Origin of the sequence: Caballeronia pedi (genome assembly GCF_001544915.2) — a bacterium.
GTDB lineage: Bacteria > Pseudomonadota > Gammaproteobacteria > Burkholderiales > Burkholderiaceae > Caballeronia > Caballeronia pedi.
Window position 1 is genome coordinate 77,503 of the sequence record NZ_FCOE02000009.1, and the last position, 19,250, is coordinate 96,752.

Annotated in this window: 20 protein-coding genes; 3 read left to right on the forward strand and 17 right to left on the reverse strand. The window is 63.6% G+C overall.

All coding sequences use genetic code 11. The annotated features are described in order from the left end of the window. Position 1: 1 nt before the first annotated feature. The 8 genes from nikC to guaB all read right to left on the reverse strand — a co-directional run bounded on the left by nikC (position 2) and on the right by guaB (position 8,808). Positions 2-913 (reverse strand): nickel transporter permease, encoded by a 912-nt coding sequence (gene nikC / locus AWB80_RS15890; protein ID WP_061175819.1) that lies wholly within the window; start codon positions 911-913, stop codon positions 2-4. Between the two features lie 19 nt (positions 914-932). Next, positions 933-1,973 (reverse strand): ABC transporter permease, encoded by a 1,041-nt coding sequence (locus tag AWB80_RS15895; protein ID WP_208635658.1) that lies wholly within the window; start codon positions 1,971-1,973, stop codon positions 933-935. A gap of 23 nt (positions 1,974-1,996) precedes the next feature. Beyond that, complete coding sequence (locus AWB80_RS15900; protein WP_087131355.1) at positions 1,997-3,565, reverse strand: ABC transporter substrate-binding protein; 1,569 nt, start codon at positions 3,563-3,565, stop codon at positions 1,997-1,999. Positions 3,566-3,615: 50 nt separating this feature from the next. Continuing rightward, on the reverse strand, positions 3,616-4,179 hold the full coding sequence (ddpX, locus tag AWB80_RS15905) for a D-alanyl-D-alanine dipeptidase (protein WP_061175630.1): 564 nt from the start codon (positions 4,177-4,179) through the stop codon (positions 3,616-3,618). Between the two features lie 87 nt (positions 4,180-4,266). Beyond that, complete coding sequence (locus tag AWB80_RS15910; protein WP_061175631.1) at positions 4,267-4,818, reverse strand: 2'-5' RNA ligase family protein; 552 nt, start codon at positions 4,816-4,818, stop codon at positions 4,267-4,269. Positions 4,819-4,853: 35 nt separating this feature from the next. Beyond that, entirely contained in the window at positions 4,854-6,437 is a 1,584-nt protein-coding gene (gene guaA, locus AWB80_RS15915; RefSeq protein ID WP_061175632.1) for a glutamine-hydrolyzing GMP synthase, read from the reverse strand. A gap of 166 nt (positions 6,438-6,603) precedes the next feature. Next, positions 6,604-7,332, reverse strand: a complete 729-nt coding sequence (locus AWB80_RS15920; RefSeq protein WP_061175633.1) for a hypothetical protein — start codon at positions 7,330-7,332, stop codon at positions 6,604-6,606. Between the two features lie 15 nt (positions 7,333-7,347). Then, the gene (gene guaB / locus AWB80_RS15925; RefSeq protein WP_061175634.1) at positions 7,348-8,808 is read right to left on the reverse strand and encodes an IMP dehydrogenase; all 1,461 of its coding nucleotides are present in this window, start codon (positions 8,806-8,808) and stop codon (positions 7,348-7,350) included. A gap of 202 nt (positions 8,809-9,010) precedes the next feature. Between guaB and AWB80_RS15930 the strand changes: the two genes are divergently transcribed. Then, positions 9,011-9,991, forward strand: coding sequence for a DMT family transporter (locus AWB80_RS15930; RefSeq protein ID WP_061175635.1), 981 nt, complete (start codon positions 9,011-9,013; stop codon positions 9,989-9,991). A gap of 6 nt (positions 9,992-9,997) precedes the next feature. Here AWB80_RS15930 and AWB80_RS15935 read toward each other — a convergent pair whose 3' ends face one another. Together AWB80_RS15935 and AWB80_RS15940 are read right to left on the reverse strand one after the other, a co-directional pair. Continuing rightward, positions 9,998-10,321 carry an RnfH family protein gene (locus AWB80_RS15935; RefSeq protein WP_061175636.1) on the reverse strand — a complete coding sequence of 108 codons (324 nt, stop codon included), beginning with the start codon at positions 10,319-10,321 and terminating at the stop codon, positions 9,998-10,000. Further along, the gene (locus tag AWB80_RS15940) at positions 10,318-10,755 is read right to left on the reverse strand and encodes a type II toxin-antitoxin system RatA family toxin (RefSeq protein WP_061175637.1); all 438 of its coding nucleotides are present in this window, start codon (positions 10,753-10,755) and stop codon (positions 10,318-10,320) included. Before AWB80_RS15940 ends, AWB80_RS15935 begins: the two co-directional genes overlap by 4 nt. Positions 10,756-10,874: 119 nt before the next feature. On the opposite strand from AWB80_RS15940, the gene smpB reads away from it, so the two are divergent. After that, complete coding sequence (smpB, locus tag AWB80_RS15945) at positions 10,875-11,324, forward strand: SsrA-binding protein SmpB (RefSeq protein ID WP_061175638.1); 450 nt, start codon at positions 10,875-10,877, stop codon at positions 11,322-11,324. 46 nt (positions 11,325-11,370) lie between these two features. Here the strand turns inward: smpB and AWB80_RS15950 are convergent, their stop codons facing one another. The 4 genes from AWB80_RS15950 to AWB80_RS43285 form a co-directional block, all read right to left on the reverse strand. Continuing rightward, on the reverse strand, positions 11,371-12,297 hold the full coding sequence (locus AWB80_RS15950) for an SPFH domain-containing protein (RefSeq protein WP_061175639.1): 927 nt from the start codon (positions 12,295-12,297) through the stop codon (positions 11,371-11,373). Between the two features lie 30 nt (positions 12,298-12,327). Next, on the reverse strand, positions 12,328-12,756 hold the full coding sequence (locus tag AWB80_RS15955) for an NfeD family protein (protein WP_061175640.1): 429 nt from the start codon (positions 12,754-12,756) through the stop codon (positions 12,328-12,330). A gap of 95 nt (positions 12,757-12,851) precedes the next feature. Then, positions 12,852-15,269: a phosphoenolpyruvate synthase gene (ppsA, locus tag AWB80_RS15960; protein WP_061175641.1), complete on the reverse strand. Its 2,418-nt coding sequence runs from the start codon at positions 15,267-15,269 to the stop codon at positions 12,852-12,854. Between the two features lie 60 nt (positions 15,270-15,329). Continuing rightward, positions 15,330-15,782, reverse strand: coding sequence for a hypothetical protein (locus AWB80_RS43285; protein ID WP_143328055.1), 453 nt, complete (start codon positions 15,780-15,782; stop codon positions 15,330-15,332). Between AWB80_RS43285 and ppsR the strand changes: the two genes are divergently transcribed. After that, positions 15,763-16,581, forward strand: coding sequence for a posphoenolpyruvate synthetase regulatory kinase/phosphorylase PpsR (gene ppsR / locus AWB80_RS15965; RefSeq protein ID WP_061175642.1), 819 nt, complete (start codon positions 15,763-15,765; stop codon positions 16,579-16,581). The two genes, AWB80_RS43285 and ppsR, sit on opposite strands and share 20 nt — an antisense overlap. Before the next feature lie 6 nt (positions 16,582-16,587). Here the strand turns inward: ppsR and AWB80_RS15970 are convergent, their stop codons facing one another. From AWB80_RS15970 to lpxB, 3 genes are read right to left on the reverse strand one after another with little or no spacing between them, the layout of a single operon-like run. Next, positions 16,588-17,364 carry a TrmH family RNA methyltransferase gene (locus tag AWB80_RS15970; RefSeq protein ID WP_061175643.1) on the reverse strand — a complete coding sequence of 259 codons (777 nt, stop codon included), beginning with the start codon at positions 17,362-17,364 and terminating at the stop codon, positions 16,588-16,590. Between the two features lie 18 nt (positions 17,365-17,382). Continuing rightward, complete coding sequence (gene rnhB / locus AWB80_RS15975) at positions 17,383-18,084, reverse strand: ribonuclease HII (RefSeq protein WP_061175644.1); 702 nt, start codon at positions 18,082-18,084, stop codon at positions 17,383-17,385. Further along, positions 18,084-19,250, reverse strand: coding sequence for a lipid-A-disaccharide synthase (gene lpxB, locus AWB80_RS15980; RefSeq protein ID WP_061175645.1), 1,167 nt, complete (start codon positions 19,248-19,250; stop codon positions 18,084-18,086). The genes rnhB and lpxB overlap by 1 nt, the downstream gene beginning before the upstream one ends.

The following is a 19,250-nucleotide window of genomic DNA, read 5'->3' on the forward strand; positions in this document are numbered from 1 at the left end:
GTCAGGCTCCATGACGCGGATCGAAGACGTCGCGCAGACCGTCGCCGAGCAGATTGAACGCGAGGCTCACCGCGAGGATCGCGAGGCCGGGAATCGTCGCGACCCACCAGGCATCGAGCAGCACGTTGCGGCCCGCCGCGACCATGTAGCCCCATTCCGGGCTCGGCGGCTGCGCGCCCAGCCCAAGAAAACCGAGACCGGCGACGGCGAGAATGATGCCCGCCATGTCGAGCGTCGCGCGCACGATCACCGACGACGAGCACAGCGGCACGATATAGCGCAGCAGAATGCGCGGATGCGACGCGCCTTGCAGACGCGCCGCGTGAATGTAGTCCGACTGCGCGAGCCGCAGCGATTCCGCGCGTGCGAGACGGGCATACGGCGGCCACGCGGTGATCGACAGCGCGATCACCGCATTGAGCACGCCCGGCCCGAGCGCCGCGGCGAACGCGAGCGCGAGCACGATCTTCGGGAACGCCAGCGCGACATCGGTGAGCCGCATCAGCACCGTATCGACGATGCCGCCGCAATAGCCCGCCACCGTGCCGATCAACAAGCCGACCGGCACGACGAGCACGACGACGAGCATCGCGATGGCCAGCGTGAGACGCGAGCCGTGGACGAGCCGCGAGAGGATGTCGCGGCCGAGTTGATCTGTGCCGAACCAGTGCGCCGCGCCGGGCGGCGTGAGACGTTCGGCGAGCACTTGCTGCAATGGATCCTGCGTGACGAGCAGCGGCCCGACGGCCGCGACCACGATGAGCAGCAGCAGGATCGCGAGCCCGACCATGCTCAGCGGATTCGCCGAGAACCGCCGCCAGCGCCGGTATGCGCGGCCGAGCGCGGCCTGACGCGGCGACGCGGGCGTCTCGGTGAGAAGCCACGCGCGCAAGCCCGTTCGCGCCGCTTTCATGTGCACAAGGTCCTCCATGTCAGCGCGAGCGTGGATCGAACACGCGATAAAGCGCATCGGTCAGGAGATTGAGCGCGATGAACGTCGCGCCGATCACGAGCGTGCTGCCGAGCACGGCGTTCATGTCGGCGTTGAGCAGCGCGCCCGTCAGATACGAGCCGATGCCCGGCCATGCGAACACGATCTCGGTGAGCACCGAGCCTTCGAGCAGATAGCTGTACGCGAGCGCGATCACCGTCAGGAGCGGCACCGCGATGTTGCCGAACGCATGCCGCCAGATCACGCGGCGCTCGGGCAGGCCTTTCGCGCGCGCGGTCGTCACGTATTCCTGGCTCAGTTGTTCGAGCATGAACGAGCGCGTCATGCGCGACAGATACGCGATCGAATAGAACGCGAGCACACCCGCCGGCAACGCGATATGCGAAAACGCGTTTTTGAACACATCCCATTCGCCGGCCATGATCGAATCGATGAGCAGGCTGCCCGTGTGCGTATCGACCATGCCGTCGTAGACCGGATCGATGCGTCCCGGTCCCGACACCCAGTGCAGCCGCGCATAGAAGAGCAAGAGGCCCATCAGCGCGAGCCAGAACACCGGCACCGAACTGCCCGCGAGTCCGATCACGCGCGCCACGTGATCGACGATGCGGTTGTGCTTCACCGCCGCCGCCACGCCGAGCGGCACGCCGATCGCGACGCCGACGAACGTCGACAGCGTCGCGAGTTCGAGCGTCGCGGGAAAGACGCGTTTGATGTCGTCGATGACCGGGTTGGCCGTCAGCAGCGAGATGCCGAGGTTGCCGTGCAGCACGTCGCGCGCGTAGATCAGGAATTGATCGATGAGCGGCTTGTCGAGCCCGAGCCGCAGGCGCGCGGCCGCATACGCGCTCGCGGATGCGCGGTCGCCGAGAATCGCGAGCACGGGATCGATCGGTATCTTGCGGCCGATGAAGAACGTGATCGCGAGCAGGCCCGTGAAGGTGATGGCGAGCATCGCGATCCAGCGCGCGAGCGCAAGCGCGATGCGCACGCCGCCGCGCCGCGAATTCGCGGCGCGCATGCGCTCGATCAGCGTGACCGTGCTCACTGCTTCTTGATGTTGCGATAGGACACGAGATCGTTGATCGGCCCGACTTCCAGACCGGTCACGCCGGGGCGCGCCGCCACCTGCGACACCTTCTGGAACATGATCACGAATGGCGACTTCGCGAGCACTTCGCGCTGCATCTTCTCGTAGAGCTGGGCGCGCTTCTTCGTGTCGCTTTCGGCGAGCGCGGCGTCGGTTTCCTTGGTCAGTTGCGGAATGTCCCAGTCGTTGCGCCACGCGAGCATCTTGTAGCTCGACGCATCCGAGTTGTCCGGGTTCCATACGAAGCCTTGCGCGTTGCTGTGCGGATCGATGTAATCCGCCGACCATTCGCCGATATAGATGTCATGCGCCCGCGCGCGATAGCGTCCGAGCGTCTGCTTGTTGTCGCTCGGCACGAGTTGTACCTTGATGTTCGCGAGCGCGAGATTCGCCTGCACCGCCTGCGCGATCTCGCTGTACGGATAGTCGTTGCGCACGTCCATCTTCACCGTGAAACCGTTGGCGAGTCCCGCCTTCGCGAGCAGCGCCTTCGCCTTCGCGACATCCTGGTGATACGGGTTTTCGTTCAGCGCGCCGAGAAAGCCTTCGGGCAGAAACGTTTCGTGGACCTTGTAGGTCGTGCGGATCACGTTCTTCTGGATGCCCTGATAGTCGATCAGCCACTTCATCGCTTCCCAGACTTCCGGCTTCGCGAGATTCGGGTTCTTGTTGTTGAGGCCGAGATACATCAACGTGGCTTGCGGGACGGCCGTCGCCTTGATGACGCCGTTCTTCGAGAGCGTGTCGAGATCGTCGGGGCTCAGATCGCGCGCGACGTCGATGTCGCCGTTCTGGATCATCAGGCGCTGGCTCGCTGCCTCGGTCACGTGACGCAGCACGATGCGCTTCATCGCGAGCGGGATGCGGTAGCCCTCGAAGCGCTGCAGCACGATGCTGTCGTTGGCGGTCCACTTCACGAGCTTGTACGCGCCCGAGCCGGCCTCGTTGGTCTTGAGCCACTCGTTGCCGTAGTCGTTGCCCTTCGCGTGCGATTCGGCGAGCTTGCGATCCACCACCGACGCCGGCCACGAACCGAGCACGTTCAGCACGAAGGTCGGCGCGTAACGCCGATCGGTCGTGACCGCGACGGTCGTGTCGTCGATCTTCTTCACGTTCTGCAGCGCGTTCGCCTTCGTGAGACCGATGCCCGCGAGCACCGCCGCCGCGCCCTTGTCGAGCAATGCGGTACGCTGGATCGACCACGCGACGTCGTCGGCCGTGAGCGGATTGCCCGAGTGGAACTTGAGGCCCGGGCGGATCTTGAACGTGAACGTGAGACCGTCCTGACTGACGCTCCAGGATTCGGCGACATCGCCATTGAATTTCGACGGGTCTTTCAGATCGACACGCACCAGCCGGTCGTACGTGTTCGCGACATATTCTTCCGGCACGAGTTCGTAAATTTCGCCGGGGTCGAGCGAGGTGAACTCGTCGAGCAGCGTCGCCATGACGAACATGTCCTTCGGCGTGGCGGCCTGCGCGCTCTGCAAGCCCGTGAAAGCCGTCAGCGCCGATGCGAGCATGACCGCTGCCAATGCCTTTTTCATGTGATGTCGTCCTGTTGGTGTCGGGTTCACATCAGCCGCAACGGGCCGCTTTCTTCGTTGTCGATCAGAGCAAGTTCGCGCGAGCCGGGCAATTCGTAATGCCACCACTCGCTTTTGATGTGCGTGAAGCCGGCGCCGTGCATCACGCCGAGCAACAGCGTGCGGTTGCGCTGCACATGCTCGGGCAGGCCGAAGTGAAAATGCTCGGATTCGACGACCATCGCGTCGAATCCGGTGCCCATGTCGAGTTCGTTGCCGTCGCGATCGACGAGCGTGAGATCGACCGCCGTGCCGCGGCTATGGTTCGAACCGCGGCCGAGTTCGGCGATGAAGGTCGGATCGGGCAGGAAGTCCCACAGCACCTTTTGCGCTTGCGGCGGGCGATAGGCGTCGAAGATCCTCAGCGTCGTGCCGATGCTGCGCGCGATATCGACGGCTTTGCGTAATGCGGCTTCGGCGGGTTCCAGCAAGAGACAGTGCTGGGCTTTGTAGATCGGTTTGCCGGTGAAGTTTCGATCGGTCGCGTAGACGAGGTCGATCTGGACATCGTGGGTTTCGGGCGTGATGTGCAGCAGGCGGGATCGCGTCATGGGTTGCATGCGGCTTCGATTTCGATAGACGAACCTTAACGCGTTAGAAAAATCCGCGAAACCCTTTATGTCGGGTGGTTTCGGCAATCAGGTGGCGAGGGGCCAGCGCGCGAGGACGTCGTAATGCGATTTGCCGAGCACGCTGCGCACGAGCGCGAACTCGCGCGCGGTCCATGTGATGGGCGCGACGGCTTCGCGCGCGACGCGCTGCTCGTCGTAAAGCATGGTCACGTGGGGCGTGAAGCGCGAATGGCGTTGTGCGGCGCCGAGGATTTGCTGGAGCGTGGCGAGTGGCTCGGTGACATCGCCCGAAAGAACCAGCGGGCGCTTTGCGCGGCGGCCTGAGAAGCTTTCGATGCGGTCGAGCGTCACTTCGACGGGTGGCAGCGCGATTCGGGAGGCGGTCGCACGTGCTTGCGTGAGGACATCGGCGGGGAGGCCCGCGAAGGCGCCGAGGTAATGGAGGGTGACGTGAAGGCGGTCGGCGGGAATCGGCCTCGCCTTCAGTTTGTGTTCGATGCGCAGCCACGCGGCCAGTTCGGCGATGCGCGCGGCGGCGGGTTCGTCGGGGTACAGCGCGAAGAAGAGCGAGTCGGTGAGGCGCTCGCTCCGCTCGCGTCCGGACGCAACGTCAGCCATGCGCCCGGCTCGCGCTCAATGTGAAGCGACGACCCTCACTCCCACTCGATCGTCGCAGGCGGCTTACCCGAGATGTCATACACCACCCGATTGATCCCGCGCACCTCATTGATGATGCGATTGGAAACATGCCCAAGCAACTCATGCGGCAGATGCGCCCAATGCGCGGTCATGAAGTCGAGCGTCTGCACGGCGCGCAACGCGACGACATATTCATACGTACGCCCATCCCCCATCACGCCGACGCTCTTCACCGGCAGGAACACCGCGAACGCCTGACTCGTCAGGTCGTACCACGACTTACCCGTTTCCTTGTCGATGGTGTTACGCAGCGTCTCGATGAAAATCGCATCCGCGCGGCGCAGCAGATCCGCGAACTCGCGCTTCACTTCGCCGAGAATCCGCACGCCCAGACCCGGCCCCGGGAACGGATGGCGATACACCATCGCAGGCGGCAAACCGAGCTTCACGCCGAGTTCGCGCACTTCGTCCTTGAACAGTTCGCGCAGCGGTTCGAGCAGCTTGAGATTGAGCGTTTCCGGCAAGCCGCCGACGTTATGGTGGCTCTTGATCGTATGCGCGCCCTTCTTGCCCTTGCCCGCCGATTCGATCACGTCCGGATAGATCGTGCCCTGGGCGAGCCATTTGGCGTCGGTGAGCTTGTCGGATTCCTTGTGGAACACCTCGACGAACTCCGCGCCGATGATCTTGCGCTTCGCTTCCGGATCGGTCACGCCCGCGAGCTTCTGCAGAAACTCCTCGCTCGCATCGACGTGAATCACCTTCACGCCCAGGTGATCCGCGAACGTCGACATCACCTGTTCCGCCTCGTTCTGACGCAGCAGACCATGATCGACGAACACGCACGTAAGCTGATCGCCGATCGCGCGATGCAGCAGCGCCGCCGCCACCGACGAATCCACGCCGCCGGACAGACCGAGAATCACGTGCTCACTGCCGACCTGCGCGCGGATCTTCTCCACCGCCTCGTCGATGTAATGGCCCATCTCCCAATCAGCCCGCGCGCCGCACAGTTCCAGCACGAAACGATCGAGCATCGCGCGGCCCTGCACGGTGTGCGTGACTTCCGGATGCCATTGCAGGCCGTAGAAACGGCGGTCGTCGTCGGCCATCGCGGCGATCGGGCACGACGGCGTCGAAGCCATCAGCTTGAAACCCGTGGGCAGATCGACGACCTTGTCGCCGTGGCTCATCCACACCTTGAGCATCGATTCCGACTTCTCGTTCGTGAAGTCCTCGATGCCTTCCAGAAAGCCCGTGTGATTCAGCGCCTGCACTTCCGCATAGCCGAATTCGCGCAGGTTGCCCAGCTCGACCTTGCCGCCGAGCTGGTCGGCCATCGTCTGCATGCCGTAGCAGATGCCGAGCACCGGCACGCCGAGATCGAAGACGATCTGCGGTGCGCGCGGCGACTTCGCCTCGGTGACCGAGTTCGGACCGCCCGACAGGATGATGCCCTTCGGCGCGAATTCGCGGATGAAGGTTTCGTCGACATCGTACGGATGGATTTCCGAGTAGACGTGCGACTCGCGGATGCGGCGGGCGATCAGTTGAGTGACTTGGGAGCCGAAATCGAGAATCAGAATTTTGTCGTGCATGGCTGCGGCCAAAGGCTAAGTGAACGAATGATGTCGGTACGGCCGGGGCGTGATCCTGCGCGATCCGACGGCCAATAAATCGACGGCCGGCGCGAAGGCCGACCGTACGTGTCTTGCGTGTTTCCGCTGCTGCGCTCGCGTGGCGTGCGGCATGCGTTTCGCGTCCTCAACGTGGTACGCGGCTCGCGTCGGGCGCGAGCGGATCGACTCGCCGACCCGTCGCCGGATCGATCTCGCCGCTGATCACGGGCTCGATACGCTTCCCGGTGACCGGATCGATTGCGCGGCCCGTCACCGGGTCGAGCGTGCCGCCCGTGACGGGATCGACCGCGCCGTCCGGATGCGCGCGGATGGCAGCCGGTGCGATCGGCGAAGCGGGATCGAGCGGGCGATTCGAGGAATCGGCGGTGGTCGCGCGAATGTCCTCGCGCTTTTGTGCCGCCTTCTTCTCCGCGCGCTGCGCCGATGCCGCGCCGGCCAGCGCCGCGCGCTCGCGCCGACGCACCGCCGACGACAGCCTCACGCTGCCCAGACCCAGCACCAGCAGCACGGCGCCGACCACCGCCGCGCTGATCTGCCCGAAGCCATCGACCTGCGGCGTATGCAGCCCGAGCAGCCAGACCAGCACCACGACGCCGGAAAGCCACTGCACGTGGCCCGATACCCGGGCGGCGCGGGCGGTCAACGCGCCATCGACAGACGCATGAAACGCGAGCCACGCGAGGCCGATCAGCGCGATGCCCAGCAACTGCCCGGCGAGCGCCGGTTGCACGCGGATCGCATCGAGTTGCAGAGCGCCGTAGAGGCCCGCCCACGGCGTCAGCAGAAACAGCAATCCGAACGCCAGAAAAATCAGGGCATTGATAACGAGCACGACCCGCAGCAACGGTTTCATGATCGCTCCGCTTGATCAGTCGACGTGATAGTTGGGCGCTTCCTTCGTGATCTGCACGTCGTGCACATGCGACTCGCGCATGCCCGCCGCCGTGATCTGCACGAATTCCGCCTTCTCGTGCATTTCGGCGATGGTCCGGCAGCCGCAATAACCCATGCTCGCGCGCACGCCGCCGACGATCTGGAACAGGATCGCGTTAACCGAGCCCTTGTAGGCGACGCGGCCCTCGATGCCTTCCGGCACGAGCTTGTCGATGTTCGCCGAGTTGTCCTGGAAGTAGCGGTCCGCCGCGCCGTCCTTCATCGCGCCGACCGAGCCCATGCCGCGGTACGACTTGTACTGGCGGCCCTGATACAGGAACACGTCGCCCGGCGACTCTTCCGTGCCCGCGAGCATGCTGCCCATCATGACCACGTTCGCGCCCGCCGCGAGCGCCTTCGAGACGTCGCCCGAGAAACGCACGCCGCCGTCCGCGACGACCGGCACGCCGGTGCCGCGCAGCGCTTCCGAGACGTTGGCGATCGCCGTGATCTGCGGCACGCCGACGCCCGCGACGATACGCGTCGTGCAGATCGAGCCCGGGCCGATGCCGACCTTCACCGCGTCCGCGCCGTACTCGACGAGCGACTTCGCCGCCGCCGCCGTCGCGATATTGCCGCCGATGACCTGCACGTGCGGATAGTTCTGCTTGACCCAGCGCACGCGTTCGAGCACGCCCTGGCTGTGTCCGTGCGCGGTATCGACGACGATCACGTCGACGCCCGCCTGTGCCAGCAGATCGACGCGCTCTTCATTGTCCGCACCGACGCCCACCGCCGCGCCCACGCGCAGCTTGCCGTCCTGGTCCTTGCAGGCGTCCGGATTCTCGGTCTGCTTGGTGATGTCCTTCACCGTCATCAGACCGCGCAGTTCGAACGCGTCGTTGACCACCAGCACGCGCTCCAGGCGATGGCCGTGCATCAGCGCCTTCGCCTCGGCCAGCGACGTGCCTTCCTTGACCGTCACGAGTCGCTCGCGCGGCGTCATGATGTTGCGCACCGGCTCATCGAGACGTTCCTCGAAACGCAGGTCGCGGTTGGTGACGATGCCGATCAGTTGCGCGCCCTCGACCACCGGAAAGCCCGAAATGCCGTGCTGTTGCGTCAGCGCGATGACGTCGCGCACGCGCATCTGCGGCGGCACAGTGATCGGATCGCGCACGACGCCCGACTCGAAGCGCTTGACTTTGGCGACTTCGCGGGCCTGTTCCTTGGCGGTGAGATTCTTGTGGACGATGCCGATGCCGCCCATCTGCGCCATCGCGATGGCGAGCCGGCCTTCGGTGACCGTGTCCATGGCGGCGGACACGAGGGGCATGTTCAGGGAAATGTTGCGAGTCAGCTGCGATTTCAGGCTGGTGTCGCGCGGAAGAACGCTGGAGAACGCGGGAACGAGGAGCACATCATCGAACGTGAGTGCTTTCTGGATCAGACGCATGGCAAATCCTATGGGCGCAAAAGCAGATTATACCGATAGTTCCCCGGATTTTCACTTCCCGAACAGCAGCTTAGGCCATTCCACCGCAAAATCCGCGCCGTGCGAGGCACGCCGGGGTGGTTGCAGTTTTCGACAAGACGGCCTCCCGGGGCCGCGTGCTACGCTTCGCGCCGTGAATCGAAATAACGGCGGGAGTCGGGCAATGCAGCGCGGTGTGATGTATGGAATGACGGCGGGCGCGATCTGGGGTTTCATCTTTCTCGCGCCCCGGCTCCTGCCGGATTTTTCGCCGCTGACGCTCTCGATCGGCCGCTATCTGATGTACGGCGCGGTGTCGCTCGCGGTTGCGCTGCCGTTCGCCCGACGCCTCCTGTCCAAGCTCACGCGCGCCGATTTCATCGCGCTGGTGAAGCTCGCGCTCGTCGGCAACCTGCTCTACTACATGCTGCTCGCGAGCGCGGTGCAACTGGTGGGCGTCGCGCCTGCGTCGCTGATCGTCGGGATTCTGCCCGTGACGGTCACGCTCGCCGGACGGCGCGATCACGGCGCGGTCGACCTCAGGCGGCTCGTCGGGCCTCTGCTGCTGGTGCTGGCGGGCATCGCGTGCATCAATCTCGATGTGTTCAGCGACGTATTGTCATCGTCGGGCGGCGGCGAGCATGCGACTAGCGTGTTCACGCGCCTGACGGGTCTCGCCTGCGCGCTCGGCGCGCTCGCGTCGTGGACCTGGTACGCGGTCGTCAACGCGCGCTATCTGCAGGCGAACCGCCATTTCGACGGCAACGAGTGGTCGGTGCTGTGGGGCATCGTGACCGGCCTGCTCGGCGTCCTGCTCGGCGCGATCGTGTGGATGCTGCCCGCTGGAACCGTGCACGCGAGCGTGCCGGCCGCGCGCTGGCAACTCTTCTGGATCGTGTCGTTCGCGCTGGCGACGGGCGGTTCGTGGCTCGGCAACATGCTGTGGAACGCGGCGTCGAAACGCCTGCCGCTCACGCTCTCAGGGCAGATGATCGTATTCGAAACGCTGTTCGCGCTGCTCTACGCATTCGTCTACGACGGCCGCTGGCCGCGCACGCCCGAAGTGCTCGCAGTCGTGCTGTTGCTGGTCGGCGTGATCTGGTCGGTCCGGCAACATTCGCTCGAACCCGCGCCCGCCGCCGCGAAGGAAGCCCCCGCGCACTGAACCGGCTCAGCGCGAATCCTTCGACTGCCACTTGCGCCCTTCGATCGAGCCGGCCTTGCGCGCCTTGTCGACGCGGCGCTGGCGCGCGGCCTTCGGGTCCACTTTCAGCGGACGATAGATCTCCACGCGATCGAAATCCGCGAGCGTCGCATCGAGCGGCTTGACCTTGCCGAACACGCCGACCTTCTGCGTCGCCAGATCGATATCCTGATGCGCGCGCAGCACGCCGCTCGCCTCGATCGCATCGCGCACGGTCGCGCCTTCGCGCAACTCGACGCGCTCAAGAAACGCGCCATCGGGCAGGCCGTAGCAGACATCGATATGCATCATGGCTTGCCGTAGCGCTGGTCCGCGCGCTTCACGAAGGAATCGACGAACGTGTTGGCGATATGGCTGAACACCGGCCCGATGAGCTTTTCCAGAATCACGTTGGAGAACTCGTAGTGCAGCGCAAACTCGATCTTGCACGCGTCCGCGCGCAGCGGCGTGAAGCGCCAGTAGCCGGTGAACTTCTTGAACGGACCGCTCAGGAACTCCATATCGATGGTGGTCGGACGCTTCTGCGTGTTGCGCGTCGCGAAATGCTGCTTGATGCCCTTGAAGCTGATGTCGATCTTCGCTTCCATGCCGTTTTCGTCCTGGCGGCCGATTTCGACGCCGCCGCACCAGGGCAAAAAATTGGGGTAGTCGGCGACATCGGTGACGAGGTCGAACATTTCTTCCGCTGAATGGCGGATCAACACGGTTTTCTGGACGTCTGCCATATAGGGCGCAGCGGTGGCTGGATTGGGCGGCAATGCGCAAGAGAACGCGGCAGGAGTTCGTTTGCCGCGCGGCGCGCTGCTAAAATCGTGATTTTAAACGAGTTGGGCACTTTCCATTCATGAGCATCATCGACAACAGAAAAGCCTTCTTCGATTACTTCATCGAAGAGCGCTACGAAGCGGGTCTCGTGCTCGAGGGCTGGGAAGTCAAGGCGCTGCGCGCGGGCCGTGGACAGATCAAGGAAGGTTACGTCGTCATCAAGCAAGGCGAACTGTTTCTGATCGGCACGCATATCAGCCCGCTGCCCGAGGCGTCGAAATTCGCCAATCTCGATCCGGTGCGCACGCGCAAGCTGCTGCTGCATCGCGAACAGATCGACAAGCTCATCGGCAAGGTCGAGCAGCGCGGGCATACGCTCGTACCCCTCAACTTCCACTACAAGGAAGGCCGCGTGAAGTGCGAGATCGGTCTGGCGAAGGGCAAGAAGCTGCACGACAAGCGCGAGACCGAGAAGCAGCGCGACTGGGAACGTGAACGCGCGCGTCTGATGCGCACGAGCACGCGTTAAATGAAACGGGGCGCCATTGAGCGCCCCGTCTGCTTTCCTGCTTGCGTCAGCTCTTCTTGATGACGCCGCCGCCCTCGCCTCTCACGATGGTCAACGCCGACGCGATCATCGAACTCATATCCGACAGGTTGCCCGGCACGATCAGCGTGTTGCCCGTCTTCGCGATGTTGCCGAATGCGCCGACATACTGCTCCGCGATCTTCAGGTTCACCGCTTCCATGCCACCCGCCGTCTGAATCGCCGTGCCGATTTTCTGGATCGCCTGCGCATTCGCCTCGGCCACCGCGAGAATCGCCGATGCCTCGCCCTGCGCCTGATTGATCGCCGCCTGCCGTTCGCCTTCGGACTTCTGGATCGCGGCCTCGCGCGCGCCGACGGCGAGATTGATCTGCTCCTGCTTGCGCCCTTCCGACGCGGCGATCAACGCGCGCTTTTCGCGCTCGGCGGTGATCTGCGCCTGCATCGCGTGCAGGATTTCCTTCGGCGGCGTCAGGTCCTTGATCTCGTAGCGCAACACCTTCACGCCCCAGTTCGACGCGGCTTCGTCGAGCGCATTGACGATGCTCTGGTTGATGTAGTCGCGCTCCTCGAAGGTCTTGTCGAGCTCCAGCTTGCCGATGACCGAACGCAGCGTGGTCTGCGACAACTGCGTGATCGCGAACACGAAGTTGCTCGAACCGTATGACGCCTTCATCGCGTCGGTGACCTGGAAGTAAAGCACGCCGTCGACCTGCAACTGCGTGTTGTCGCGCGTGATACACACCTGGCTCGGCACTTCGAGCGGAATTTCCTTCAGCATGTGCTTGTACGCGATGCGATCGATGAACGGCAGCACGATGTTGAGACCCGGCGTGAGCGTCGCGTGATAGCGGCCGAAGCGTTCCAGCACCCAGGCGTGCTGTTGAGGAACGATCTTGACCGTGTTCACCACGATCACGATGGCGATGATGAGCACGATGAGCGCGAAATACATTGTGTGACTCCTTTTTATTGGGCGAGCTTGCTAGCGTTTGGCCGCGACGATCAGCCGGTTGCCGTCCAGCGCCGTGATGCGGTAATACCGCGCGCCTTCGGTTTCACCCGGCGCGAGTTCCACGTCCCACTGCGCGCCGCGATACATGGCGCGCGCGTGGCCATCGCGCCATTGATCCACTTCCAGCGTCGCGCCGATATCGAGATTCACGGCTGCATCCCGCGAGGCGTCGCGCCGTTTCCAGCTGCCGAAGCGCGAACGGCGCAGCGCGGCCACGGCGATCAGCGCGAAGATCGCCGCCGCGCCCATCTGCACATGCGGCAACGCACCGAACACATCGGCGAGGCCGCCCGCGATCATGCCCAGCGCGATCATGAGCAGATAGAACGTGCCGGTGAACAGCTCCGCGACGATCAGCGCACCCGCCGCGACCCACCAAATCAATCCACTCGTCAACATCGCCGGTCTCCAAACGAAAACACCCCGGAGAAGTCCGGGGTGTTTTTATAGCACGCTCGCGCCTTTCCGAAAGCATCCGGAAAGGCGCCGTCGACTTATTTTGACAACGTCTTCGCCAGTTGCTGCCAGGTGTCGATGATCGTGTCCGGATTCAGCGACATCGATTCGATGCCCTTCTTCGCGAGCCACTCGGCCAGATCAGGATGATCCGACGGGCCTTGACCGCAAATACCCACGTACTTGTTCAACCTGAGACACGTTTCGATCGAGCGCTCGAGCATGAACTTCACCGCTTCGTCGCGCTCGTCGAAGTCTGCCGCGAGCAGTTCCATGCCGGAGTCGCGGTCGAGGCCGAGCGTGAGCTGTGTCAGATCGTTCGAGCCGATCGAGAAACCGTCGAAGCGCTCCAGGAACTGCTCGGCGAGAATCGCGTTGGACGGCACTTCACACATCATCACGAGCTTGAGATCGTTCTTGCCGCGCTCGAGGCCGAACTTCTTCAGCAGTTCGACGACGCGATCCGCCTGCTTCAGCGTGCGCACGAACGGCACCATGATCTGCACATTGTCCAGACCCATTTCCTCGCGCACCTTCTTCAGCGCGATGCATTCCATGTGGAACGCCTCGGCGAAGTCTTCCGCGATATAGCGCGACGCGCCGCGGAAACCGAGCATCGGATTCTCTTCGTCCGGCTCGTAGCGCGAACCGCCGATCAGCTTCTTGTACTCGTTCGACTTGAAGTCCGACAGACGCACGATCACGGGCTTCGGATAAAACGCCGCCGCGATCGTCGCGATGCCTTCGGTCAGCTTGTCGACATAGAACGCACGCGGCGACGCATGGCCGCGCGCGACGCTCTCGACCGCCTTCTTCAGGTCGGCGTCGATGTTCGGGTACTCCAGAATCGCCTTCGGATGCACGCCGATGTTGTTGTTGATGATGAATTCCAGCCGCGCCAGACCCACGCCCGCGTTCGGCAACTGCGAGAAGTCGAACGCGAGTTGCGGATTGCCGACGTTCATCATGATCTTGACCGGAATCTCCGGCAGCTCGCCGCGCTGCACTTCGGTCACTTCGGTTTCGAGCAGGCCGTCGTAGATCTTGCCTTCGTCGCCTTCCGCGCACGACACCGTGACCAGCGCGCCTTCCTTCAGGATGTCGGTGGCGTCGCCGCAGCCGACCACCGCCGGCACGCCCAGCTCACGCGCGATGATCGCCGCGTGGCAGGTGCGCCCGCCGCGATTCGTCACGATGGCCGATGCGCGCTTCATCACCGGTTCCCAGTTGGGGTCGGTCATGTCGGCGACGAGCACGTCGCCCGGCTGCACGCGTTCCATTTCCGACGGATCGTGAATCACGCGCACGGGGCCTGCGCCGATCTTCTGGCCGATCGCGCGGCCGGTCGCCAGCACGTTCGACTGACCCTTGAGCTTGAAGCGCATCTCGGCCTTGCCGGACGCCTGGCTCTTCACCGTCTCCGGGCGCGCCTGGAGAATGAAGATCTTGCCGTCGCGGCCGTCCCTGCCCCACTCGATGTCCATCGGACGCTGATAGTGCTTCTCGATGATCACCGCGTACTTCGCCAGCTCGATCACGTCTTCGTCGGTGATCGAGAAGCGGTTGCGCTGCTCATGCGGCACGTCGACGGTCTTCACGCGGCCCGGCTCGCCCGGTTTCGTGAACTCCATCTTGACCAGTTTCGAGCCGATCGAGCGGCGGATGATCGGGTATTTGCCCTGTTCGAGCGTGGTCTTGAAGACGTGGAATTCGTCCGGATTCACCGCGCCCTGCACGACGGTCTCACCGAGGCCGTAGCTCGACGTGATGAACACGGTTTCCTTGAAGCCCGATTCGGTGTCGATGGTGAACATCACGCCCGCCGCGCCCACGTCCGAGCGCACCATGCGCTGCACGCCCGCCGACAACGCGACTTCCGCATGCGTGAAACCCTTGTGCACGCGATACGAGATGGCGCGGTCGTTGTAGAGCGACGCGAACACGTGCTTCATGCGATCGAGGACGTCCTCGATGCCTACGACGTTCAGATAGCTTTCCTGCTGACCCGCGAACGACGCGTCCGGCAAATCCTCTGCGGTCGCGGACGAACGCACGGCGAACGATAGCTCTTCGGGCGAGCTGTTCTGGAGCACTTCGAAGCCGCGGCGGATTTCGTCTTCGAGGCGCGGCTGCATCGGCGCGTCGATGATCCACTGACGGATTTCCTTGCCGGCTTCGGCGAGCGATTTCACGTCGTCGACGTCGAGCGTTTCGAGACGCTTGGCGATGCGCTCGGTCAGTTCGTTGTGCTGGAGGAAGTCGCGAAAGGCGAGCGCGGTGGTGGCGAAGCCCGTCGGCACGCGAACGCCGGCTTCGGAAAGCTGGCTGATCATCTCGCCGAGCGACGCATTCTTGCCACCGACGATTTCCACGTCGGTCATTCGCAACTGCTCGAATGGAACTACATACGCCTGATCCTTTGCGACGTCTTTCGCAACATTGACTGCGTTAGTCATACAAGCCCCTAAGGTGGATGGAATTCACGATCGCACGAGTGGGCTCATATGCGGCGGCGCTCATTGGAAGCGCCGGCGCATCTCGTACAACCTGTTTGATAAACCATCGGGGAGTGCATCGCCGGAGCCGGCGCGCGTTGCAAAAAGAGGCGGGACGTCTGAAATCTGCTCGAAACCGTTGGTTTTTGCTGCCAAAACCGACGAACCGACCGCGATTTGACGAAAATCCGAATCAATTTGTCCGCAATTGCTTATCGAACAGGTTGCCGCTATTCTACCGTGCCGATTCTCAATTTTGGTTCGGCAGAGACAGTAATTCCACGGCAAAATCGAGGTCTTTCGCGCCGCTCGGTTCGCCGGCGCACACCGCAGGGCAACCAATGTAACACAGGCGCTCGGGTCCGCCTTGCCTCGCTTTTCCGTGGCGCTGTCCGCGCGTGATACCGTTTGAGCGCACCCGCCCCAACTCGTTCCCCATTTGGTCTTTTCGCCGATGCCGCCTTCCGTATTCATCGTTTCCGACGGGACCGGGATCACTGCCGAAACCTTCGCGCATTCGATCCTCGCCCAGTTCGATCAAAAATTCCGGCTCGTGCGCGTGCCGTTCGTCGATTCGATCGACAAGGCGCTCGCGACCGTCGAGAAGATCAACGAGGTCGTCACGCTCGACGGGCGGCGCCCGATCGTGTTCACGACGCTCGTCGACAGCGCGTCGAATGAAGTCGTCAAGGGCTGCAATGCGCTCGTGCTCGACATGTTCCAGACCTTCATCGAGCCGCTCGAACACGAACTGGAGATGAAGTCGACGCACGCGATGGGCCGCGTCCACCAGAACGCGGACACCGAGGAATACAAGAATCGCATCGAGGCGATCAACTTCTCGCTCGCCCACGACGACGGCCAGTCCAACCGCAATCTCGCCGACGCCGACGTCATTCTGGTCGGCGTGTCGCGCAGCGGTAAAACGCCGACGAGCCTCTATCTCGCGATGCAATACGGCGTGAAGGCCGCGAACTATCCGTTGATTCCCGAGGATTTCGAACGCGGCAAGCTGCCCACGCCGCTGCTCGAACATCGGGCGAAGATGTTCGGTCTGTCGATCGATCCGCAGCGACTTTCCGAGATCCGCAACGAGCGTCGTCCGGGCAGCAAATATGCGGCGCTGGAAAATTGCCGCTACGAGATCAACGAAGCGGAAATGATGATGAAGCGCGAGGGCGTCAAGTGGCTCTCGTCGACGCACAAGTCGATCGAGGAAATCGCCACGACCATCCTGCAGGAAATCAAGCCGGAACGGCCTTCCTACTATTGATTCGCGTCAGCGCTGCTGGCGGCACTGCTCGAAAAGACAGATCGCCGCCGCAGCCGCGACGTTGAGCGACTCCATCCCGCCCGGTTGCGGAATGGTCACGCGATGCGTCACGGCATCGCGCCAGACCTGCGACACGCCCGCGCCTTCGTTGCCGAACACCCACGCGAGCGCGCCCGACAGATCGCAATCGTAGAGCGCGACCGCGCCGTGCGAATCGGTGATCGTCACGGGTGCATCCAGCCGCGCGATCAGATCCGCGCAATCCACGTCTTCGAAAATATTCAGCAGGAAGTGCGCGCCCATGCCCGAGCGCAGGACTTTCGATGACCACGCGTACGCCGTTCCCGGCGCGCAGAATACGCGCGTGATGCCTGCCGCCGCCGCGCTGCGCAGGATCGAGCCGACATTGCCCGCGTCCTGAACGCCGTCGAGAATCACGCAGGTTTCGGCGATGCGCGCGGGCAGTTCCGCATCGATCTTTTCGACGAGCAGCAACATCCCCACGCCATGGACGACGCTCGATAGCTGTCCGAAGAGCGCATCAGGCAAGACGACGACGCGTTTCTCCTCGATACGCGCGACGATATCGCGCGCTTCCGCGTGCGTCAGCGCGCCCTCGGTCACCACACACGTTTCGGGCTGTCCGGCTGCGTCGAGATAAGCCGACGCCAGGTGCAGGCCTTCGAGCAGCGCGTGGCCGCTGCGGCGCTGCTGCGCGGTCGACCCGGCCAGCGCCTTGATGCGCTTGTAGAGCGGGTTATCCCGCGAAGTGATGGATTTCACGTTGAATTGAGTGCCGCTCTAGAAAGCGCGCGCGTCCGGGTCGTCCACGAGCGTCGATGCGGCCTGAAGGACTTCGGGCGCGATCTCGGGCAACACCGAGCCGAACAGGATATGCGCCTCGCGCACCGGCGCAAACGAACGCCGATGATGCTCGCACGGCCCGTGCTCGCGCAACGCCTTGAGATGCTGCGGCGTGCCGTAGCCAGAATGCGCGTCGAAGCCGTACACCGGATAGGTTTCGTGAAGCTCGACCAGCATGCGATCGCGCGTGACTTTCGCGAGTATCGACGCCGCCGAAATCTGTTTGACGAGCGCGTCGCCGCCGATAATGGCTTCCGCGCGAATCGACAGCACCGGACAGCGGTTGCCATCGACCTTGACGAGCGTCGGCGCGACCGAAAGCCCTTCCACCGCGCGCTTCATCGCGAGCATGGACGCGTGCAGGATGTTGATGGTGTCGATTTCCTCGACGCTCGCCGACGCGACGCAATACGCGAGCGCGCGATCGACGATTTTCTCGTAGAGTTCTTCCCGCCTCTTCGCGCTCAGCGCCTTCGAATCGTCGAGGCCGTTGATGCGCGGTTTGGCCGGATCGAAGATCACGGCTGCGGCGACCACCGGACCGGCCAGCGGACCGCGCCCGACTTCATCCACGCCGCAAATGATGTCGAACGGTGAACTGAAATCGAGTCCCGCCTGAGCCGATCGTCTTGCCGCCATTATCGCGGCCTCCGCGTGTCGAGCACCCGCGCGACCGCCTCCGCCGCCTTGTGCGACGTGTTCTGGCGCAACGCGATGTGCATGTCGGTGAAGATTTCCGTCAGGGTACGGCGGTTGGCTTCGTCGTTCAACTGTTTCAGCGTCGCGTCGGCAAGCGCTTCGGGCGTCGCGAAGTGCTGAAGGATTTCCGGCACGACGAAACGGCCCGCCAGAATGTTCGGCAAGCCGACATACGGCAGATAACCCTGCCGCTTCATGATCTGTCCCGTCAGCCAGGGCACCTTGTACGAGATGACCATCGGCTTCTTGAGCAGCGCGGCTTCCAGTGTCACCGTGCCGCTTTTTACGAGGATCGCGTCGGCGGCGGTCATCGCGGTCTGCGCGCGGCCGTCGGTAATCGTGAGCGACAGCTGCGGATGCGCGTCCACGAGCGGCTGCAGCAGTTCGCGCAATGCCGGGTTTGCCGCAGGCATCAGGAAGCGAACGCCGGGCTCGCGAAGCTGCATCAGCTCCATCGCGTCGAAGAAGGTCGGGCCGATCAGCGAAATTTCCGAGCGGCGGCTGCCCGGCAGCACGGCGATCACCGGCCCGCCTTCCGCGATACCGAGTTCTCGGCGCGCGCCCATCACGTCGGGTTCGAGCGGGATTTCGTCGGCGAGCGGATGTCCGACGTAGCTCGCCGCCACGCCCGATTTCTCCATCAGCGCGATCTCGAACGGAAACACGCACAGCATGTGATCGACCGCTTTCACGATCTTCTTGATGCGTCCGCCGCGCCACGCCCAGATCGACGGGCACACGAAATGCACGGTCGGAATACCCGCTTCGCGCAACGGCTGTTCGAGACCGAAATTGAAATCGGGCGCATCCACGCCGATGAACACCGACGGCGGCTCCGCAAGCAACTGCCGCTTGATCTCGTTGCGAATGCCGAGAATCTCGGGGATATGCTTCAGCGCTTCGACATAGCCGCGCACGGTCAGCTTGTCCATCGGCCAGTGCGCTTCGAAGCCTTCCGCAGTCATGCGCGGGCCGCCGATGCCGCTATAGCGCGTGCCTTCCGGCAGCGTATTTTTCAGGCCCTTGAGCAGCGAGGCAGCGAGCAGGTCGCCAGAAGGCTCGCCCGCGACCATCGCGATGCGTGGCGGGTTGGTGATCAGGGTCAT